The sequence below is a fragment of the Oscillospiraceae bacterium NTUH-002-81 genome (genome assembly GCA_032620915.1).
Lineage (GTDB): Bacteria > Bacillota > Clostridia > Lachnospirales > Lachnospiraceae > JAGTTR01.
The window spans coordinates 2153232-2172051 of sequence record CP136052.1 but is presented as its reverse complement, the minus strand read 5'-3'; the positions used below and the strand labels follow the sequence as shown (position 1 = coordinate 2172051).

The window sequence follows — 18820 nt, the reverse complement described above, 5'->3', positions numbered from 1 at the left end:
AAGGTTATGGAAAAGGAGATAAGGAGAATATAATGGAGACAGGAGAAATCTTAAAACATGTGGATCACACAGCTCTGAAAGCATTCTGCACCTGGGCGGATATCCAGAAGCTGTGCGGGGGAGGCCATCACCTACGGCATGGCATCGGTGTGCGTACCGCCGTGTTACATTCGAAGAATCCATGATACATACGGGGAAAAACTCAATATCTGTACGGTTATCGGTTTTCCGCTGGGATACAGCACCACAGCGTCCAAGGTACAGGAGGCCAGGGATGCAGTGGCGGACGGCGCGTCCGAGATCGATATGGTCATCAACATTGCTGATGTGAAAAACGGAGACTATCAGAAGGTGGAGGAGGAGATCCGCGCCATCCGTGGGGCCTGCCAGGGAAAGATCCTGAAGGTCATCATCGAAACGTGCTATCTCACAGAGGAAGAGAAGATCGCCATGTGCCATGCGGTGACGAATGCAAAGGCAGACTACATTAAGACATCCACCGGCTTTGGCACGGCGGGGGCCCAGCTTACAGATATTGCTCTCTTTAAAGCAAATATCGGCCCGGATGTGAAGATCAAGGCAGCAGGCGGCATCCGCACCCGGCAGGCAATGGAGGATTTCCTGGCAGCGGGCTGTGACCGGATCGGTTCCAGCAGTGCACTTGACATTTTATAAGCGGGATGAGATAATGTGCGAAAAGCGGTTTCTCAGGTAACGCGGGAATACTGCACTGGAATAAAGGAGAAGAAGAGGAGGATAACAGATGTCAACAAAAGCCTATTATCCAATCAGTGAGATTGGAAAAGGGAAACCCGGATTTTCCAAGACACGCTCCATCATCGAAGCGGCTTTTTACGGAAATAATGTGGTAAAGGTCAATACCCTGAAGGAGGCCTACCAGCTGGCAAAAGAATTCCCCGGGAACGGTTGTGACGGATATGCCCGTCTACCGCGGAGAAGAGTTCGGCCTGGAGAAGGATGCAAAGGTGCTTCTGTTCAATGACGGTTCCATTACCGGACGTTATGCGGCTGCCAGAAGAATCGCAGGAGAACCCGGGGTAAACTGTGATGCCCTGGATAAGCTGGTCATGGATGCCGTTTACGACATGCGCTGGAAGAAGCTGTACCATGCGGAAGCGTACATCGGTCTGGATCCGGAGTTCATGGTGAAAGCACACCTGCTCATCCCGGAAGGAGAGGAGAACATCCTGTATTCCTGGATGCTGAATTTCCAGTACCTGTCTGATGAATATGTGAAAATGTACAAGGAGTCCAGACCCATCGGCGATGAGCCGGATATCTATATCGTTTCTGATCCCCAGTGGAAGGGAACGACCCAGACGGACATCAGCGACAGCAAGTGCCTGGCTTACTTCAACACGGGCACCAACTGTGCGGCCATCCTCGGCATGCGGTATTTCGGCGAGCACAAGAAGGGCACTCTGACCATCGCTTGGGCCATTGCCAACCGGCACGGCTATGCGTCCTGCCACGGCGGTCAGAAGGCGTACACCCTGGCAGACGGCAGAAAATATGTGGCATCGGTGTTCGGCCTGTCCGGCTCCGGCAAATCCACACTGACCCACGCAAAGCATGACGGCAAATACGGGGTGACGGTGCTTCACGATGATGCATTCATCATCAACTCTGACACCTGTGCATCCATCGCACTGGAGCCCACCTATTTTGACAAGACGGCCGATTATCCCACCGGCTGTGAGGACAACAAGTACCTGCTGACCGCCCAGAACTGCTCCGCTACTCTGGATGAGGACGGCAAGGTGGTACTGGTGACCGAGGACATCCGCAACGGCAATGGCCGTGCCATCAAGTCCAAGCTCTGGTCCCCGAACCGGGTGGATAAGATCGATGCCCCCGTCAATGCGATTTTCTGGATCATGAAGGATCCGACCATTCCGCCGGTGGTGAAGTTAAAGGGCGCATCCCTGGCATCTGTCATGGGTGCGACGCTGGCAACCAAGCGTTCCACCGCAGAGCGTCTGGCACCGGGCATTGACCCCAACGCGCTGGTGGTCGAGCCTTATGCGAACCCGTTCCGTACATACCCGCTGGTGAATGACTATGTGCGGTTCAAGAAGCTGGTGGAGGAGAAGAACGTAGACTGCTACATCGTCAACACTGGAGATTTCATGGGCAAAAAGGTACAGCCCAAGGATACCATCGGCATTCTGGAGGCCATTGTGGAAGGCCGTGCCCAGTTCAAGCCCTGGGGGCCGTTCTCTGACATCGAGATCTTCGAGTGGGAGGGCTTCGTGCCGGATATGAACGACGAGACATATTTAAGCCAGCTGAAGGCACGCATGCGCGACCGTCTGAACTTTGTGGAGTCCCGCAAGGAGTTCAAGGGCGGCTATGATGCCCTGCCGGAGGACGCCATGGAAGCGCTGGAGAAGGTTGTTTCCGAGATTTAAAAAATCGACAGAAAATTCATTTTTTGTAAGAATTTTTAGTTGATAATTTACATACGATGAGATATAATAATACCGAAGTGAAGGACGAACGAAAGGTTATCCTGGGATGTTCGACACCCTGCAATTTTGAACCTACATTTACTTTTATGGGATTCCAATATCGCTCCATCGGATGTCAGGCCTCCTTATGAGTGGAAGGCAGAAGATCAGTTGAGGTTACCCACCTAGCACAGGCTAGGAGTCAAAATAGCAGGAAACGGCATTTTGGGTGTACAAAAGATGAAAAGCAGCCGCAAGGCTGCTTTTTCAATGTCTTGGAAAAGAAAAATGTTCTGCCGCAGGAAACACAGGCGGCTGTAGGGACAGGGGGGAGTTTTTTGAAAACTGGCGGCAGAAAAGGGATGCTCCTGCTGACACTTTTGCTTGTTTGTGGGACGCTGACCGTGTGGATCGTTGGAAACCTGCGGAAAAAAACGGAAGGACCAGAAGTGCAGGAGCAGGTGAGAGAAGAGCAGCGGGCGGATTTTTTTATTCTGGGAACGGCGGATACAGTGGAAGGGCTGGAACCGGGGCAGGTGCTGACAGATCAGGGCGTCTATGAGATGGAGGATGCTTTTGTACAGCAGTATCTGTATACCTGGGTGACTGCGCGGGTGATGGCTGTACAGGGCAGACAGTCATCGGATGCGCAGAATGCAGAAGCAGAGCAGAGCGAAGCGTTCATGGATGTTCAAGGAGAGGATGCTGCGGATGGGCAGAACGGAGATGGTGTGGTGCATGCTGCAAATGTCACCCTGAGATTGACGGATGTTGCCGCAAGTGCAGATGACGCCGACAGGCAGGCGGGCCGTTTTTTCATGGCAAACATCTATATTCTGGAAGCGACGGAAGACAGCGTGACGGTGCTGTATGGGGATCGAAAGGTGCAGCTTCCGGCCCGGCTGGAGCTTTCCTATGATTTTGAGCAGGTGGCAGATCTGACCATGGAGACAAAGCGTGTGACCGACATCCGCCTGAAAAAGGAGACGGTGCACGGGGCGGTACTGGCAGTGTATGACGATCAGATCGAACTGGAAGGCTATGGACTGCTGCCGCTGGCGGCGGATTTTCATATTTATGAGACGTATGACGGAATCCGGGAGCGGGATGAAAAAGCGCTGGTGGTGGGTTATGATATTGCCCGGTTCGTGGTGGCGGACGGACAGGTGTGCGCCGGCCTTGTGGAGGCAAAGCCGGATCTGACTACTATCCGGGTGGCGCTGCAGACAACCGATTACGCGGGACTGTATCACAGTGAGATCCGGATCGTGCCGGATACGGACGTCTATATGGTCACCGGGGAAGGCCAGACCCTCTGCCCGGCGGGGGAGGAGATCACGTTTCTGCCGGAATATCTGGACATGGGCGAGCGCATCCGTCTGGTGCCGGTGGACGAGAAGGGCAGACAGACGGTGGAGACGATCCGACGCAGCCAGGGCAGTCCGTCTTACGGGGGCACGCTGGAGATCAACCGCCGGGAGGAAGGGCTGCTGCTGGTGAATGAGCTGGGACTGGAAGCCTATCTGTGCGGGGTGGTGCCCAGCGAGATGCCGTCCTCCTATGCGGAGGAAGCACTGAAAGCCCAGGCGGTGTGTGCCAGAAGCTATGCTTACCAGCAGATCCGGCAGGGCCGGTATCAGGCCTACGGCGCCCATGTGGACGACAGTGTGAGCTGTCAGGTGTATAACAATGTGCCGCCCCAGGAGACCACTACCCGGGCGGTGCAGGAGACAGCCGGGGAGGTGGCCTGCTATGCCGGGGAAGTGATTACGGCCTACTACTTTTCCACGTCAGGCGGCATGACGGCCAGCGGCGCTGTCTGGGGAGAAACCAGCGCGGACGCCCCTTATCTGGCGGCAAAGGATGTGGTGGATGAAGCAGGGGAGGCTTACGAGGCACAGGAACCCTGGTATCACTGGGAGACAGAAAGCAACGGGAAGGATTACCTGACCGGCGTAGCTGACCGGGTGGGCCGCCTGATGAAAAATTCGCCGGAGCTGGTGCATGTAAGGCTGAAAGATGGCAGCTATGTGCCGCTTTCGGATTGCCGGGATGCTACTATTCAGAAAAAGATCCAGGCCGGGACGCCCGGGAAGATCACGGACATCCGGGAAGGGGAGCGGCTGGACGGCGGTGTGCTGGGCAGTCTTCTGGTGGACGGAGAAAATCTTTCGGTAAAGATTCTGACAGAATACGCCATCCGGCAGGTGCTGGGGGATACTTCCCTGACGCTGACACTGGCGGACGGCAGTACCCGCACCTGCGGTTCTCTTTTGCCCAGCGCTTTTTGCTCTCTGACAGCGGATATCGACACACCGGGCAGCGGGAAAATCACCATCACCGGCGGTGGTTACGGCCACGGCGTGGGCATGAGCCAGAACGGGGCCAACCGGATGGCCCAGGCGGGAAAGAATTACCGGGAGATCCTGGAATTTTTCTATACGGATATTACTCTTACTTGCCAGAACTTACAAAATACGGTATGATAAGCAGGATTTACAACGGAACGGGAGAAGAAGATGAGGGCTGTGAAAACGATTTATCAGATTGTCTGGAATTTTATCAAGCGGATGGAACGGGACCACGTGAGTGCCTATGCGGCCCAGGCGGCTTATTTTATCATGCTTTCTTTTATCCCGATCATCATGCTGTTGCTGGCCCTTCTGAAATACACGCCGGTGACTCAGGCGGAGCTGCAGCGGATTTTCGAGGGCGGGGTGCCGGATTCGGTGTATCCCATGATCCTGCAGATCATCAATGAGGTGTACAGCCGTTCTTCCACGCTCATCCCCATGACCGCCCTTGTCACGGTGTGGTCGGCGGGCAGAGGCGTGCTGGCACTGACAAGAGGCTTTAACTGTATTTATAAAGTAGATGAAACCCGTAATTACGTCCGGCTGCGTATCCGTTCCTCGGGCTATACGGTGCTGTTCATTATTTCTGTCGTATTGAGCCTGACGGTTATGGTGTTCGGTAACGCCATTCATGAGCTGTTTTCCAGTCGCCTGAAAATATTTGCACACATTACCGGGCTGATCATCAGCGTGCGGACCATCATGATGCTGTGCATCCTGGTTACTTTTTTCACATTGATCTACCGCTTTCTGCCCAACCGCAGAGGGGCACCGATCCTTCTGCAGGTGCCGGGGGCCATGTTCACGGCGGCCGCCTGGTCGGGATTCTCGTTTTTCTTCTCGATCTATGTGGATCATTTTGGAAATTATACGAGAATCTACGGCAGCCTGACGACGCTGATCGTGGTCATGCTCTGGCTGTACATCTGCATGTATATCGTCATGATCGGTGCAGCCATCAATTCCTATTATGAGGGAAAATTCAGAGAGTTCGAGGAGCGGGCCCGCCGAAGACGGTTTGTCCGCAGAGAGGCGGCAAAAGAGCCGGAGGAGCAGGTGTCTCCGTAAAAATAAAAGCAGCGGACGGGCAACATGCCTTTTCGCTGCTTTTTGAAAGCACGGGTATTACAGTTCACACGCGGATAATCAGACTTCCGCGCCGCCGTCGGTGTCCTGGCGGTTCTCTTTCAGATAATCCAGAATGTACTGGGATACCTCCGGGGTGTCGAAGGGGGACGTCGCCCAGGATCTGCCGGAATTCCCGGGTATCCAGGGTGAAGGATTTATCATCATACTGGTAATTGTACACGAAATCGATGTTCTGGTTGAAAACGATCAGCGTGTGGATCGTGCCGCTGATGTCTCCCAGGGGCATACGGTCAATGTTGGACAGGCCGAACTGGGCGTACACGATCGTTCCCTTGCCTGGCTCTGACCAGATGGAGAAATCACCGCCGGCGCTTAAGGCCGCCATTTTGAAAAACGGGACGCCAAGGCCTACCTTGCGGGTGCTGCGGGTGGTGTAGAAGGGGTCCTCCACGTGTTCTACCTGCTCCGGAGTCATGCCGCAGCCATTGTCCTCGATGGTCACGTCCAGCTTGTCTGCCTGGGTGTCCACACGGACGCTGATCGTGATGAGCGAAGCCTGGGCGCGGATGGAGTTCTCTGCAATATCAAGAATGTTTAGAGAGATTTCTGTCATCATGGTTGTGTCAGTTCCTTTCATTGATTGATAATATTATAACATTTCTTTTGATAAAATGCTATCGTTATATGCAAATATATGGTATGATGGGAACAACAGCTAAGAGAGATTGTGATACAGATGTGACTGGATGAGGGAGGAATACTGGATGCTGTTAAGAGAAATACGGGAGCTGACGGATGCAGAGGTACTGACCGGACAGGATATGATCGATACCTATACAGTGAAGAGCGTCTATGCGTCGGATCTGATGAGTGATGTGCTGGCGCAGGTGAAGGGACATCCGCTGCTGATCACCGGCCTGTGTAATCCGCAGGTTATGCGTACCGCAGAGATGATGGATATTTCCTGTGTTCTTTTCGTGCGGGGAAAATGTCCTGACGAACATGTGCTGGAGCTTGCCAGAGAGCAGGATCTGTGCGTGATGAGAACAGACCGTATCATGTTTGAGGCATGTGGCATTTTATATGAAGCGGGTCTGTATGGAGGGGAAGAGGATGAGTGAGAGCATTATGTCACTGCACTATGATGTCTGTGCGGATGATTTTAAGGCCGCAGGAGAGGCCAGCAGTGATGTGAAAAATAAATTAAAGGTCATGGGATTTCCACCGGACATTGTCCGTCGGGTGGCCATTGCCATGTACGAGGGCGAGATCAACATGGTGATCCACGCCAACGGCGGAGAGATCACGGTGGACATCACGATGGACGAGATCATCATTGTCCTGAAGGATGTGGGCCCGGGTATCAAGGATATCGACAAAGCCATGGAGGCAGGCTATTCCACAGCCTCCGACCATATCCGTTCGCTGGGCTTTGGCGCAGGTATGGGACTTCCGAATATGAAGAAATGTTCCGATGAGATGAAGATTGATACGAAGATCGGCGTCGGCACGACGGTGACGCTGGTGATCAAGCTTCACGCATAGGGAAGATGGCATGGTAATAGAAGGAAAGGAAGAAACCTATGGACAAGTTTTTTCATTCTGTGTATCTGGTAGAAGAAAACTGCACAGGCTGTTATAACTGCATCAAGCGGTGCCCGACCCAGGCGATTCGGGTGCAGGATGGGAAAGCACGGGTAAGAAGTGAGTATTGTATTGACTGCGGCGAATGCGTCAGATCCTGCAAGCAGCATGCCAAAGCATCCAAGCGGGACAAGCTGAAACGGGATCTGGTGGGAAAATACGAGTATCTGGTGGCTCTGCCCTCCCAGGCGCTGTACAGTCAGTTTAACAATCTGGACGATGTGAACATTCTGCTCACGGGACTGAAGCTGATGGGCTTCAACGATGTGGTGGAGGTGTCCGCGGCTTCCGAGGCAGTGACGGCGCGGGCAAGAAAATATATCGAAGAGCATGAGGATCTGTGGCCCATCATCAGTACGGCATGTCCGACGGTGCTGCGGCTCATCCGGGTGCGTTTTCCCAATCTGATTGAGCATCTGCTGCCGATGAACATTCCGGCGGAGGTGGCAGCCCGGTATGCGAGACGCAAGGCCATGGAGGAGACAGGTCTGCCGTCTGAGAAGATCGGCATTGTATACATATCCCCCTGCCCTTCCAAGGTCAGCTATGTGCAGGCCCCGATGGGGGTGGAGAAAAGCGAGATCGACGAGGTGCTGGGCATCAAGGATATTTACCGGATCCTGCTGCCTTATCTGAAAGAGGCCCAGAAGGAAGTGCAGCCGCTCCGGCAGGGCGGCAGCATCGGCATCGGCTGGGGCAGAAGCGGCGGAGAAGCCCGGGCGCTGGGCATCCGGGATTATATCGCGGCAGACGGCATCCTGTGTGTCATCAACGTGCTGGAGGACCTGGAGGACGAGAAGTTTGAGAAGGTGCCCTTCATTGAGCTGAATGCCTGCGATGGCGGCTGCGTGGGCGGTGTTCTCAACATTGAGAATCCGTTCGTAGCCCGGGCCAAGATCATGCGGTTCCAGAAGGAGCTGCCGGTGACACCGGCGGAAGAGCTGCTTCCCATTTCCGAGGCGGATGCGTGGTGGACGAAGCCGCTGGAATATGAGCCGGTGTACCAGCTGGGCAGCAATTTTATGGAAAGCATCGCCATGATGAAGAAGGTGGATGATCTGCTGAAGAAGTTCCCCGGCCTGGACTGCGGCTGCTGCGGGGCGCCGTCCTGCAAGGCGCTGGCCCAGGATATCGTGCGGGGCTATGCCACAGAGAATGCCTGCATCCACATTCTGAAAGACCGGCTGCATCTGTTATCCCAGTATGCGGCGGAGTTTGCCAACAATGAAGTGGTGACAAAGGAAAACATGCAGGAATATATCGAGACGACGAGACAGTATATCAACAAGATGTCCAACGACATTGAGGCGCTGGACAACACCATCGGTGTAAGAGGCGTGCACCAGCGGGTAGAGCCAGAGACGGGAAGCGATCTGAAGCCGATGCCATCGGACGATTAGGGAATGGAGAAAGGATCAGTATGACAGTCAGAGATTTGATGGACAAAAAACTTTTTAAAGTGGAAAATACCGGGGACAATTTGGACGCGGAGATCACCAAGCCGTTTTGCTGCGATCTTTTGAGCGTTGCCATGGGAAAAGCCCCGGCAGGCAGCTGCTGGGTGACCGTCATGGCCAACATGAACACCCTGGCGGTGGCAGTGCTGACAGAGGTGGCCTGCATTGTGCTGGCAGAAGGGATGAAGCTGGACGACACGTGCCTGCAGAAGGCTGTACAGCAGGGGATCACAGTTTTTCAGACGGCAGAGCCGGTGTTCGATGCAGCATTAAAGGTACAGAGGCTTCTGGATGCCTGAGTTTGCCTATGACCTGCACATCCATTCCTGCCTCTCCCCCTGCGGAGATGAGGATATGACCCCGGCCAACATCGTCGGGATGGCGGCCTTAAAAGGGCTGGATGTGATCGCGCTGACAGACCATAATTCGTGCAAAAACTGTCCGGCCATCATGAAAGCGGCACAGGAGTACGGGATTTCCGTTATCCCGGGCATGGAGCTGACGACCATGGAGGAGGTGCATGTGCTGTGCCTGTTCCCGGAGCTTTCCCGGGCCATGGATTTTGATGCCTATGTGTATGAGCGGCTGCTGCCTTTTCCCAACCGGGAAGACCTGTTCGGGCGGCAGATCATTTACAATGAGAACGACGAACCGGCGGGCAAGGTGGAATATCTGCTCATCAGCAGTACCCAGATCACCTTTTCGGCGGCGCAGGACATCGTGGAGCAGTTCGGCGGCGTCATGATCCCTGCCCACATCGACAAGAATTCCAACAGCCTGCTGCACAATCTGGGTTTCATTCCCTCGGACAGTCATTTTACCTGTGCCGAGGTGGCCAATCTGGACGATCTGGAGCGATTGAAGGAGGAAAATCCCTATCTGAATGGCTGTAAGATCATCCACGATTCCGATGCCCATTATCTGGAGCACATCCATGAGCGGGAGCAGTTTCTGACGGCGGCTTCCGCAAAACCGGCGGATGTGCTGGAAGCGCTCACCGGAAAATCCTTGACAAGTGGGGTGGGTGTGATATAATGAGCGCATGCGAGTCATCATGCTGGCATGGATGATGAGCGGCGAATGGAATCATATACAACATATATGACAGGCAATGAAGGTGCACAGTAGACTGTTTTTTTCCGACAGAGAGAGAGGATCATCGGCTGGAAGTCCTCCCGGGTGCAGAGAGCAGTTGAATTTCCCACCGGAGCTTCGTCCCTGAAAGCAGTAGGGGATGACGGTTTATCTGCCCGTTACGCAGAACAAGTGCCCGGACAGCGTCCGGGAATCAGGGTGGTACCGCGATGACCTCGTCCCTCTTTGGGACGGGGTCTTTCTTATGCGCAAGATAATGAGCAAAAAAGGAGCCGTGTAAGCGGCGGAGAGCATCGACAGATGCGGTTTTGCGAATGTGCGACGGAACTGTTGCGTATGCCAAACAAGTATGAGAGGAGAAAAAAGAAATGAGAGATAAGCTGAACAGCATCAAGGAAGAAGCACTGAAGCAGATCCAGTCTTCCGATGCGCTGGAGAAGCTCAATGACGTGCGTGTCGCTTTCCTTGGCAAAAAGGGTGAGCTGACGGCTGTATTGAAGAGCATGAAGGAAGTGGATGCCAAGGAGCGTCCCATCATCGGCCAGATGGTGAATGAGACCCGTGCGGAGATCGAGAAAGCACTGGAAGAGACGAAGAAGCGCATGGAGGCAGCGGCCAGAGAAGAGAAGTTAAAGAATGAGGTCATCGATGTGACCCTCCCTGCCAAGAAGAATAACGTGGGACACCGGCATCCCAACACCATCGCCCTGGAAGAGGTACAGCGGATTTTCGTTGGCATGGGCTACGAAGTAGTGGAAGGCCCCGAGGTGGAGTATGACCTGTACAACTTTGAAAAACTGAATATCCCGGCCAACCATCCGGCCAAGGATGAGCAGGATACGTTCTATATCAACAAGGACATCGTACTGAGAACCCAGACCTCCCCGGTACAGGCGCGGATCATGGAGCAGGGCAAGCTTCCCATCCGTATGATCGCCCCCGGCAGAGTGTTCCGTGCCGATGAGGTGGATGCCACCCATTCCCCGTCCTTCCATCAGATCGAGGGACTGGTGGTGGACAAGAATATCACCTTTGCAGACCTGAAAGGCACCCTGGAGGTATTTGCCAAGGAGCTGTTCGGTGAGAATACGAAGACCAAATTCCGCCCCCATCACTTCCCGTTCACGGAGCCCAGTGCAGAGATGGATGTGTCCTGCTTCAAGTGCGGCGGCAAGGGCTGCCGGTTCTGTAAGGGCGAGGGCTGGATCGAGATCCTGGGCTGCGGTATGGTACATCCTCACGTATTTGAGATGTGCGGCATCGACCCGGAGGAGTACACCGGCTTTGCTTTCGGTGTGGGCCTGGAGCGAATCGCGCTGCTGAAATATGAGATCGACGACATGAGACTGCTGTACGAGAATGACATGCGTTTCCTGAAGCAGTTCTAGGAAAGGGAGGAAGAACAGATGAATACATCATTAGCATGGATCAAAGCATATGTTCCGGATCTTGACGTGGAGGCGCAGGAGTTCGCAGATGCCATGACACTGTCCGGTTCCAAGGTAGAGGGATATGAGAAGTTCGATGCAGATCTGGACAAGATCATCATCGGACAGATTGTGAAAATAGAGAAGCACCCGGATGCAGATAAGCTCATTATCTGTCAGGTCAATATCGGTCAGGAAGAACCGATCCAGATCGTCACCGGTGCGCCCAACGTAAAAGAAGGGGACAAGGTTCCCGTTGTTCTGGACGGCGGCCGGGTGGCTGGCGGCCATGACGGCAAGAAGACCCCGGGCGGCATCAAGATCAAAAAAGGCAAGCTGCGCGGCGTGGAGTCCAACGGTATGCTCTGCTCCATCGAGGAGCTGGGCTCCAGCAGAGATATGTACCCGGAGGCACCGGAGTACGGCATCTATATTTTCGGAGATGACGCGGTTGTGGGCAGTGACGCCATCGAGGCGCTGGGCCTGCATGATGTGGTGGTAGAGTACGAGATCACCTCCAACCGAGTAGACTGCTTCTCCGTCATCGGCCTGGCAAGAGAGGCAGCAGCTACTTTCCACAAGGATTTCTATCCGCCGGTGATCACCGAGACCGGCAACAGCGAGGATGTGAACGACTACATCAAAGTGAAGGTAGAGGACAAGGATCTCTGCCCCAGATACTGTGCCCGGGTGGTAAAGAACATCAAATTTGCACCGTCGCCGGTGTGGATGCAGAGACGGCTGGCGGCCCATGGCATCCGTCCCATCAATAACGTGGTAGATATCACCAACTACATCATGGAAGAGTATGGACAGCCCATGCACGCTTACGATCTGGATACCATCGCCGGTCATCAGATCATCGTCCGCCGGGCAGAGGATGGCGAGAAATTCACCACCCTGGACGGCCAGGAGCGCACCGTGGACAGCTCCGTGCTCATGATCTGCGATGCAGACAAGGCCGTGGGCATTGCCGGTATCATGGGCGGTGAGAACTCCATGATCACGGAAAACGTACACACCATGCTCTTTGAGGCAGCCTGCTTCGACGGCACCAACATCCGTCTTTCCAGCAAAAAGGTAGGTCTTCGTACCGATGCTTCCTCCAAGTTCGAGAAGGGTCTGGATCCCAACACGGCCATGGAAGCCATCAACCGTGCCTGCCAGCTGGTGGAAGAGCTGGGCGCCGGTGAGGTTGTGGGCGGTGTGGTAGACGTATACAGCAAGGTGCGCACCGGCAACCGGGTACCCTTTGATGCGGATTATGTGAACCGTCTGCTGGGCACAAACGTGGACCGCGACACCATGATCGGCTACTTCAAGAAAATTGACCTGGGCTTTGACGAGGAGACGTCCGAGGTCATCGTTCCGTCCTGGAGACAGGATCTGCTGCGTCCGGCTGACCTGGCAGAGGAAGTGGCAAGATTTTACGGCTATGCCAACATTCCGACCACCCTTCCTTCCGGCGAGGCGACCACAGGAAAACTGTCCTTCAAGATGCGCATTGAGGCAGTGGCAAGAGATATCGCAGAATTCTGTGGTTTCAGTCAGGGCATGAGCTATTCCTTCGAAAGCCCCAAGGTATTTGATAAATTACTGCTGCCGGCTGACGATCCCATGCGCCGTGCCATCACCATTTCCAACCCGCTGGGTGAGGATTTCAGCATCATGCGTACCACATCCCTGAACGGCATGCTGACTTCTCTGGCCACCAACTATAACCGGAGAAACAAAGACGTGCGCCTGTATGAGATGGGCAACATCTACATTCCGGGTGAGCTGCCGTTGAAGGAGCTGCCGGATGAGCGGATGCAGTTTACCCTTGGCATGTACGGCGAGGGAGATTTCTACACCATGAAGGGCGTGGTAGAGGAATTCCTGGACAAGATCGGCATGAAGAAAAAAGAGACCTATGATCCGAAAGCAGGCAAACCGTTCCTGCATCCGGGCAGACAGGCCAACATCATTTATGACGGAACCGTCATCGGCTATCTGGGTGAGATCCATCCCACCGTTGCAGATACCTACGGCATCGGCGAGCGGGCTTACGTGGCTGTGCTGGATATGCCGGAAATCCTGCCTTACGCATCCTTCGACCGCAAGTACGAGGGCATTGCCAAGTATCCGGCTGTGACGAGAGACATTTCCATGGTTGTGCCGAAAGCGATCCTGGCAGGCGAGATCGAGGCTGTCATTGAGAAGTGCGGCGGCGCCCATCTGGAAAGCTATCAGCTGTTCGATATCTATGAGGGCAGCCAGATCAAGCGGGGCTTCAAGTCCCTGGCTTACTCCATCGTATTCCGTTCCAAGGAAAAGACGCTGGAGGAGAGTGAGATCACCAGTGCCATGAACAAGATCTTAAAAGCCCTGGAAGGCATGGGCATTGAGCTCAGACAGTAATAAGGAGCATATAAGAAATGAAAACATCGGATTTTTACTTTGATCTGCCCAAAGAGCTGATCGCCCAGGATCCGCTGGAAGACCGGTCCAGTTCGAGACTTCTCGTGCTGGATCGGAAGACCGGCGCGCGGGAGCATCGGATCTTTCGGGACATTGTAGAATATCTCAACCCGGGCGACTGCCTGGTCATCAACAACACCAAGGTTATTCCCGCCCGCCTGTACGGGGCCAAAGAGGGTACCCAGGCCAAGATCGAGATTCTTCTGCTGAAACGCAGAGAAGGAGATGTGTGGGAGACGCTGGTGAAACCGGGCAAAAAGGCAAAGCCGGGCACGAAGATTTCCTTCGGCGACGGTCTTCTCACGGGAGAAGTGCTGGACGTGGTGGATGAGGGCAACCGTTTGATCAAATTCACCTACGACGGTATTTTTGAGGAAATTCTGGATCAGCTGGGCCAGATGCCCCTGCCGCCTTACATTACCCATCAGCTCAAGGACAAGAACCGGTATCAGACCGTCTATGCGAAGCATGACGGCTCTGCGGCAGCGCCTACAGCGGGGCTGCATTTTACCCCGGAACTGCTGCACCAGATCGAGGAAAAGGGCGTGAAGATCGCCCATGTGACGTTGCATGTGGGACTTGGCACCTTCCGGCCGGTCAAGGTGGAGGATGTGACTGAACATCATATGCATTCAGAATATTTCTTCATTGAAGAAGATCAGGCGAAGCTCATCAACGATACGAAGGCAGCAGGCGGCCGGGTCATCGCCGTGGGCACCACCAGCTGCCGGACACTGGAATCCGCCGTGGGAGAGGATGGAAAGTTAAAAGCCACCAGCGGCTGGACAGACATCTTCATCTATCCGGGCTACCAGTTCAAGGTCATTGACGCTTTGATCACCAATTTCCACTTGCCGGAGTCCACCCTGCTTATGCTGGTGTCCGCCCTGGCCGGGAAGGAAAACATCATGAACGCCTATGAGGAAGCCGTGAAAGAGCGGTATCGGTTCTTTTCCTTCGGCGACGCCATGTTCATTATGTAAAACGGTTCGCGACAAAAGAACGAACCATGTGTTATATATAAAAATCGAAAGAACAGTCTTTAGGGACTGTTCTTTTTTGGGCTTTTTTCAGATTTTTTAGCCGGCGCTGTAGCAGTGGTCTTAAGAATTGTTCGCTATTTCTTAATAAATTCCCAATTTTCCCTTTTCGGAATCCTAAAATCTTTCCACTATGCTGTGTATAGAAGCGATGGCAGAGAGGCCATTGCCGGAAAGAAGGAGACAACAGATGAAAGACAGAAAGAAAATTGCAGTATTGTTTGGCGGGCGTTCCCCGGAGTATAAGGTGTCCCTGCAGTCGGCCTTTGCCGTGTTAAAAAGCATTGATCAGGCAGCATATGAGGTGGTGCCGGTGGGCATTACAGCAGAAGGAGAGTGGTATGTGTACACCGGCCCCTATGCCTGCATTCCCCAGGATCGGTGGAACCAGCCGGAAATGTGCACGTCCTGTGCGGTAAGCCCCAGTCCCCGGGTGCACGGTTTGCTGATATTTGAAAAAACGGGCACAAGAGAATTGCCCCTGGACGGGGCTTTCCCGGTGCTGCACGGCAAAAACGGAGAGGACGGTACGGTGCAGGGGGTATTTGCGCTGGCGGGTATTCCGGTGGCGGGCTGTGGCCTGCTGGCCTCTGCCCTTTGCATGGACAAGGAGCTGGCCCATCGGGTGGCAGAGCAGGCAGGCATCCGGGTACCCCGGTCGGCGCGGATTTGCGGCCCCTGGGAGGCAGACCGGGCAGAGCTGCTGGCCCGGGAGATCGGCTATCCGCTGTTTGTAAAGCCCATCCGGGCAGGCTCTTCCTTTGGCATCAGCCGGGTGTCCTCGCCGGAAACGCTTCGAAAAGCGGTGGCGGATGCCTTTGCCTACGACACGGAGGTGGAGCTGGAGGAAGCCATCGACGGCTTCGAGGTGGGCTGTGCCGTGCTGGGCACGAAGCAGCTGACCATCGGTGTGGTAGACGAGATCGAGCTGTCCGGCGGCTTCTTTGATTATGAGGAAAAATATACATTGAAAACCTCTCAGATCCACGTACCGGCCCGGATCCCGGCAGAAAAAGCGGAGGAGATCCGCCGCACGGCGGCCCGGCTGTACCGGGCGCTGGGCTGTGGAGGCTTTGCCCGGGTGGACATGTTCCTGAAAAGCAAGGGGGAGATCATATTCAACGAGGTCAACACCATCCCCGGCTGCACGTTACATAGCCGGTATCCCAACATGCTGGCCCGGGTGGGGCTGGAATTCCCGGACTGGGTACGGATGCTGCTGGAGGAGGCGGTTGGAGAAAAAACGGGATGCGGTGTACAGTCGCAGGCGGAAGCAGATGTGCTGCAAGGAGAAAAGAACACGAAACAGTCTGCGCAGAGGCCGGAAGGAGATCAGCAGGAAAACACGGGAACAGAGGTGACAAAAGACAGGCGCAGCGGAAGAAAAGCGGTTATGACGACAGGGCAGGGGGCAAATAAAGATGCTGTGGATTGACGAGTTTCGGGTGGTGGCTGCTTTTCTGGTGGCCGCCATCCACACCTGGCCCCTGCAATCGGTATGGGAACCGGCGGATTTTGTACTGGTGCACATCATCGGCAGAATCGCGGTTCCTTTTTTCTTCTGTGTTACAGGGTATTTCGGCGTATCCCGGTTCTGGGAGAAGACTTCCGACGGTGCATACGGGCGTCTCGTGAAGAAAACGTCTCAGCTGTACGGACTGGCGATGCTGTTGTATCTGCCGGTGAACGTGTATGCAGATCAGCTGCGGAATGTGGTTGGCGCGGGCCGTGCGGGTAGTGCAGGACTGGCCGGTACGCTGGAAGGTGTCGGGAAGCTTTTAAAAGCGGTGGCTTTTGACGGCACCTTTTATCATCTCTGGTATCTCCCGGCCATTTTGCTGGGGGTCACCCTGCTGAAACTGCTTTCCCGGTGGGTGTCGGCGGAGACAGTGGGGATCATCAGCGTGCTGCTGTATCTCTGCGGTCTGCTGGGGGACAGTTATTATGGGCTGGCGGCAAAGGTGCCTGCGCTGGAAATGGCCTATGGGAAGCTGTTTGCCATCAGCAGCTATACGAGAAACGGCCTGTTCTTTGCACCATTGTTTTTGATGCTGGGAGTATTTTTGAAAAGAACTTCCAGTGAGTCAAAAAAGACTTTGAAAAACCTTTCTTTAAAGAAAAATGAAAAGAAGAACCTCAAAACGCCTGATCATGGTTTCTGGTTGACAGGCTTTCTTTTCAGTGTTTTATTGTTGACAGGCGAAGGCCTGCTTCTTCGAAAGCTTGGCTGGCCTAGGCACGACAGCATGTACATCACCCTGCCGCTGGTGCTCTGGTACCTGATGCGGCTGCTGCTGGCCGGAAAGCGGGAGCGCACCCACCGGGAAAAACGGCTGGGACGGGAATGCCGTACCTTTGCCGCTGCGTTCTATGTGGTGCATCCGCTGATGATCGTTGCGGTGCGTGGCGGCGTGAAGGTGATAGAAGCTGTGTTAAATACTGTTACTGGAGCCGGAAATATAAGTTTTCTTCTGGTAAATTGCTCTCCTGTATTTTATGTGGAGGTTTGTCTCTTGGCCGGTCTGGTGGCTGTCCTGACAGCGCATCTAACAGAGCTGCACCGGCAGATCCGGTTTCAGAAAGGACGGGCATGGGTGGAGGTGGATCAGGCGGCATTTCGCCATAACGTGCGGGAACTGCAAACGTTGCTTCCCGGGGACTGTGCGCTTATGCCTGCCATCAAAGCGGACGGCTACGGCATGGGGACCAAAGCGGCAGCGAAGCTTCTCCGGAAAGAAGGGGTGAAGGCCTTCTGTGTGGCCTCTGTCCGGGAAGGGGGCAAGCTGCGAAGAAGTGGTGTGCAAGGGGAAATTCTGGTGCTGGGGTACACCTCCCCGGAGCAGTTCGGCCTGCTGAAACGCTACCGCCTGACCCAGACCGTGGTGGATGCGGCCTACGGCCGGGAGATGGAAGCCTCCGGCTATCGCCTGAAAGGGCAGGTGAAGGTGGATACGGGCATGCACCGGCTAGGGGAGGCGGCTGCGGATATTGACCAGATCGCGGCTCTGTACCAGCTGCCCCACGTGAAGATCACGGGCATTTTTACCCACCTGTGTGTCAGTGATGAGCAGACGCCGGACAGCCAGGCCTTCACCCGTTTGCAGATCGCCAGGTTCCATCAGGTGTTGGACGCACTGGAGCAAAAAGGCATTCAGCCGGGCAGACGGCATATGTTCAGCAGCTATGGCATCTGGAACCGGGAAGGAGAGCCGCTGGATGCGGTGCGGCCGGGCATTGCCCTGCTGGGGGTCAGGAGCAACCGGGAGGATGTGCTCGTCCGTGCCTGTGACATGCGGCCCGTGCTTTCCATTCACGCGAGAGTGGCGCTGGTGCGCAGGCTGGATGCCGGGGAATATGCCGGGTACGGCCGCTGTTTTCATGCGGTAAAGCCCTCCCGGATCGCCGTTGTCACCATCGGCTATGCGGACGGCATTCCCAGAAGCCTGTCCTGCGGAAAAGGCTTCGTTCTCATCAAAGGCAAACGCGCGCCCATCGCCGGGCGGATCTGTATGGATCAGCTGCTGGTGGATGTGACGGATCTGCCGAAGGTGAAGCGGGGGGACGAGGTTGTGCTGCTGGGCAGACAGGGAAAGGAAGAGATTTCCGCGGAGGAGATGGCCGGATGCGCGGGAACCATCACCAATGAGCTGCTCAGTCGATTGGGAAGCCGGTTGGAGAGGGTGTACAGGTAGGTATTGGTATTTCCAGTTCACACGCGCCATTCGCAAAACCGCATCTGCGATGCTTTCCGCTGCTGTCGCAGCTCACGTTTGCTCATACACT

General features: G+C 54.8%; 12 protein-coding genes, 1 other RNA gene, 3 pseudogenes and 1 other annotated feature. Of the genes and pseudogenes, 15 read left to right on the top strand and 1 reads right to left on the bottom strand.

Features of this window, described 5'->3' with window-relative positions; all coding sequences use genetic code 11:
* Positions 1-32: 32 nt before the first annotated feature.
* The 5 genes and pseudogenes from deoC to RJD28_10540 all read left to right on the top strand — a co-directional run bounded on the left by deoC (position 33) and on the right by RJD28_10540 (position 5893).
* Positions 33-675 (top strand): annotated as a pseudogene (gene deoC / locus RJD28_10560) (deoxyribose-phosphate aldolase).
* Between the two features lie 88 nt (positions 676-763).
* Positions 764-2432, top strand: a pseudogene (locus RJD28_10555) (phosphoenolpyruvate carboxykinase (ATP)).
* 95 nt (positions 2433-2527) lie between these two features.
* Positions 2528-2707, top strand: a non-coding RNA gene (ssrS, locus tag RJD28_10550) — 6S RNA.
* 102 nt (positions 2708-2809) lie between these two features.
* Entirely contained in the window at positions 2810-4957 is a 2148-nt protein-coding gene (locus RJD28_10545) for a SpoIID/LytB domain-containing protein (GenBank protein WNV56770.1), read from the top strand.
* A gap of 33 nt (positions 4958-4990) precedes the next feature.
* Entirely contained in the window at positions 4991-5893 is a 903-nt protein-coding gene (locus RJD28_10540; GenBank protein ID WNV56769.1) for a YihY/virulence factor BrkB family protein, read from the top strand.
* A 78-nt stretch (positions 5894-5971) separates the two neighbouring features.
* On the opposite strand, the pseudogene RJD28_10535 reads toward RJD28_10540, so the two are convergent.
* Positions 5972-6530, bottom strand: a pseudogene (locus RJD28_10535) (ATP-binding protein).
* A 148-nt stretch (positions 6531-6678) separates the two neighbouring features.
* Here RJD28_10535 and RJD28_10530 point away from each other — a divergent pair.
* The 10 genes from RJD28_10530 to vanT all read left to right on the top strand — a co-directional run bounded on the left by RJD28_10530 (position 6679) and on the right by vanT (position 18729).
* Positions 6679-7035, top strand: coding sequence for a DRTGG domain-containing protein (locus RJD28_10530; GenBank protein ID WNV56768.1), 357 nt, complete (start codon positions 6679-6681; stop codon positions 7033-7035).
* Positions 7028-7459, top strand: coding sequence for an ATP-binding protein (locus RJD28_10525; GenBank protein ID WNV56767.1), 432 nt, complete (start codon positions 7028-7030; stop codon positions 7457-7459). Before RJD28_10530 ends, RJD28_10525 begins: the two co-directional genes overlap by 8 nt.
* Before the next feature lie 38 nt (positions 7460-7497).
* A complete protein-coding gene (locus tag RJD28_10520) occupies positions 7498-8958 on the top strand; it encodes a [Fe-Fe] hydrogenase large subunit C-terminal domain-containing protein (GenBank protein ID WNV56766.1) in 1461 nt (486 codons plus the stop codon).
* Between the two features lie 20 nt (positions 8959-8978).
* Positions 8979-9314: a hypothetical protein gene (locus RJD28_10515; protein ID WNV56765.1), complete on the top strand. Its 336-nt coding sequence runs from the start codon at positions 8979-8981 to the stop codon at positions 9312-9314.
* Positions 9307-10050: a PHP domain-containing protein gene (locus tag RJD28_10510; GenBank protein WNV56764.1), complete on the top strand. Its 744-nt coding sequence runs from the start codon at positions 9307-9309 to the stop codon at positions 10048-10050. The genes RJD28_10515 and RJD28_10510 overlap by 8 nt, the downstream gene beginning before the upstream one ends.
* 67 nt (positions 10051-10117) lie before the next feature.
* Positions 10118-10336 (top strand) — a binding site (T-box leader).
* A gap of 142 nt (positions 10337-10478) precedes the next feature.
* Complete coding sequence (gene pheS, locus RJD28_10505; protein WNV56763.1) at positions 10479-11498, top strand: phenylalanine--tRNA ligase subunit alpha; 1020 nt, start codon at positions 10479-10481, stop codon at positions 11496-11498.
* An 18-nt stretch (positions 11499-11516) separates the two neighbouring features.
* Positions 11517-13937, top strand: a complete 2421-nt coding sequence (gene pheT / locus RJD28_10500; protein WNV56762.1) for a phenylalanine--tRNA ligase subunit beta — start codon at positions 11517-11519, stop codon at positions 13935-13937.
* 17 nt (positions 13938-13954) lie between these two features.
* Entirely contained in the window at positions 13955-14980 is a 1026-nt protein-coding gene (gene queA, locus RJD28_10495) for a tRNA preQ1(34) S-adenosylmethionine ribosyltransferase-isomerase QueA (GenBank protein ID WNV56761.1), read from the top strand.
* Positions 14981-15227: 247 nt separating this feature from the next.
* Positions 15228-16472: a D-alanine--D-serine ligase VanG gene (gene vanG / locus RJD28_10490; GenBank protein WNV56760.1), complete on the top strand. Its 1245-nt coding sequence runs from the start codon at positions 15228-15230 to the stop codon at positions 16470-16472.
* The gene (gene vanT, locus RJD28_10485) at positions 16459-18729 is read left to right on the top strand and encodes a serine racemase VanT catalytic subunit (GenBank protein ID WNV56759.1); all 2271 of its coding nucleotides are present in this window, start codon (positions 16459-16461) and stop codon (positions 18727-18729) included. Before vanG ends, vanT begins: the two co-directional genes overlap by 14 nt.
* Positions 18730-18820 lie beyond the last annotated feature (91 nt).

Coding starts and splice junctions, on each gene's coding strand:
- vanG (WNV56760.1), top strand. CDS start 15,228: ATGAAAGACAGAAAGAAAATTGCAGTATTGTTTGGCGGGCGTTCCCCG.
- RJD28_10540 (WNV56769.1), top strand. CDS start 4,991: ATGAGGGCTGTGAAAACGATTTATCAGATTGTCTGGAATTTTATCAAG.
- pheS (WNV56763.1), top strand. CDS start 10,479: ATGAGAGATAAGCTGAACAGCATCAAGGAAGAAGCACTGAAGCAGATC.
- RJD28_10525 (WNV56767.1), top strand. CDS start 7,028: ATGAGTGAGAGCATTATGTCACTGCACTATGATGTCTGTGCGGATGAT.
- vanT (WNV56759.1), top strand. CDS start 16,459: ATGCTGTGGATTGACGAGTTTCGGGTGGTGGCTGCTTTTCTGGTGGCC.
- queA (WNV56761.1), top strand. CDS start 13,955: ATGAAAACATCGGATTTTTACTTTGATCTGCCCAAAGAGCTGATCGCC.
- pheT (WNV56762.1), top strand. CDS start 11,517: ATGAATACATCATTAGCATGGATCAAAGCATATGTTCCGGATCTTGAC.
- RJD28_10520 (WNV56766.1), top strand. CDS start 7,498: ATGGACAAGTTTTTTCATTCTGTGTATCTGGTAGAAGAAAACTGCACA.
- RJD28_10510 (WNV56764.1), top strand. CDS start 9,307: ATGCCTGAGTTTGCCTATGACCTGCACATCCATTCCTGCCTCTCCCCC.
- RJD28_10530 (WNV56768.1), top strand. CDS start 6,679: ATGCTGTTAAGAGAAATACGGGAGCTGACGGATGCAGAGGTACTGACC.
- RJD28_10515 (WNV56765.1), top strand. CDS start 8,979: ATGACAGTCAGAGATTTGATGGACAAAAAACTTTTTAAAGTGGAAAAT.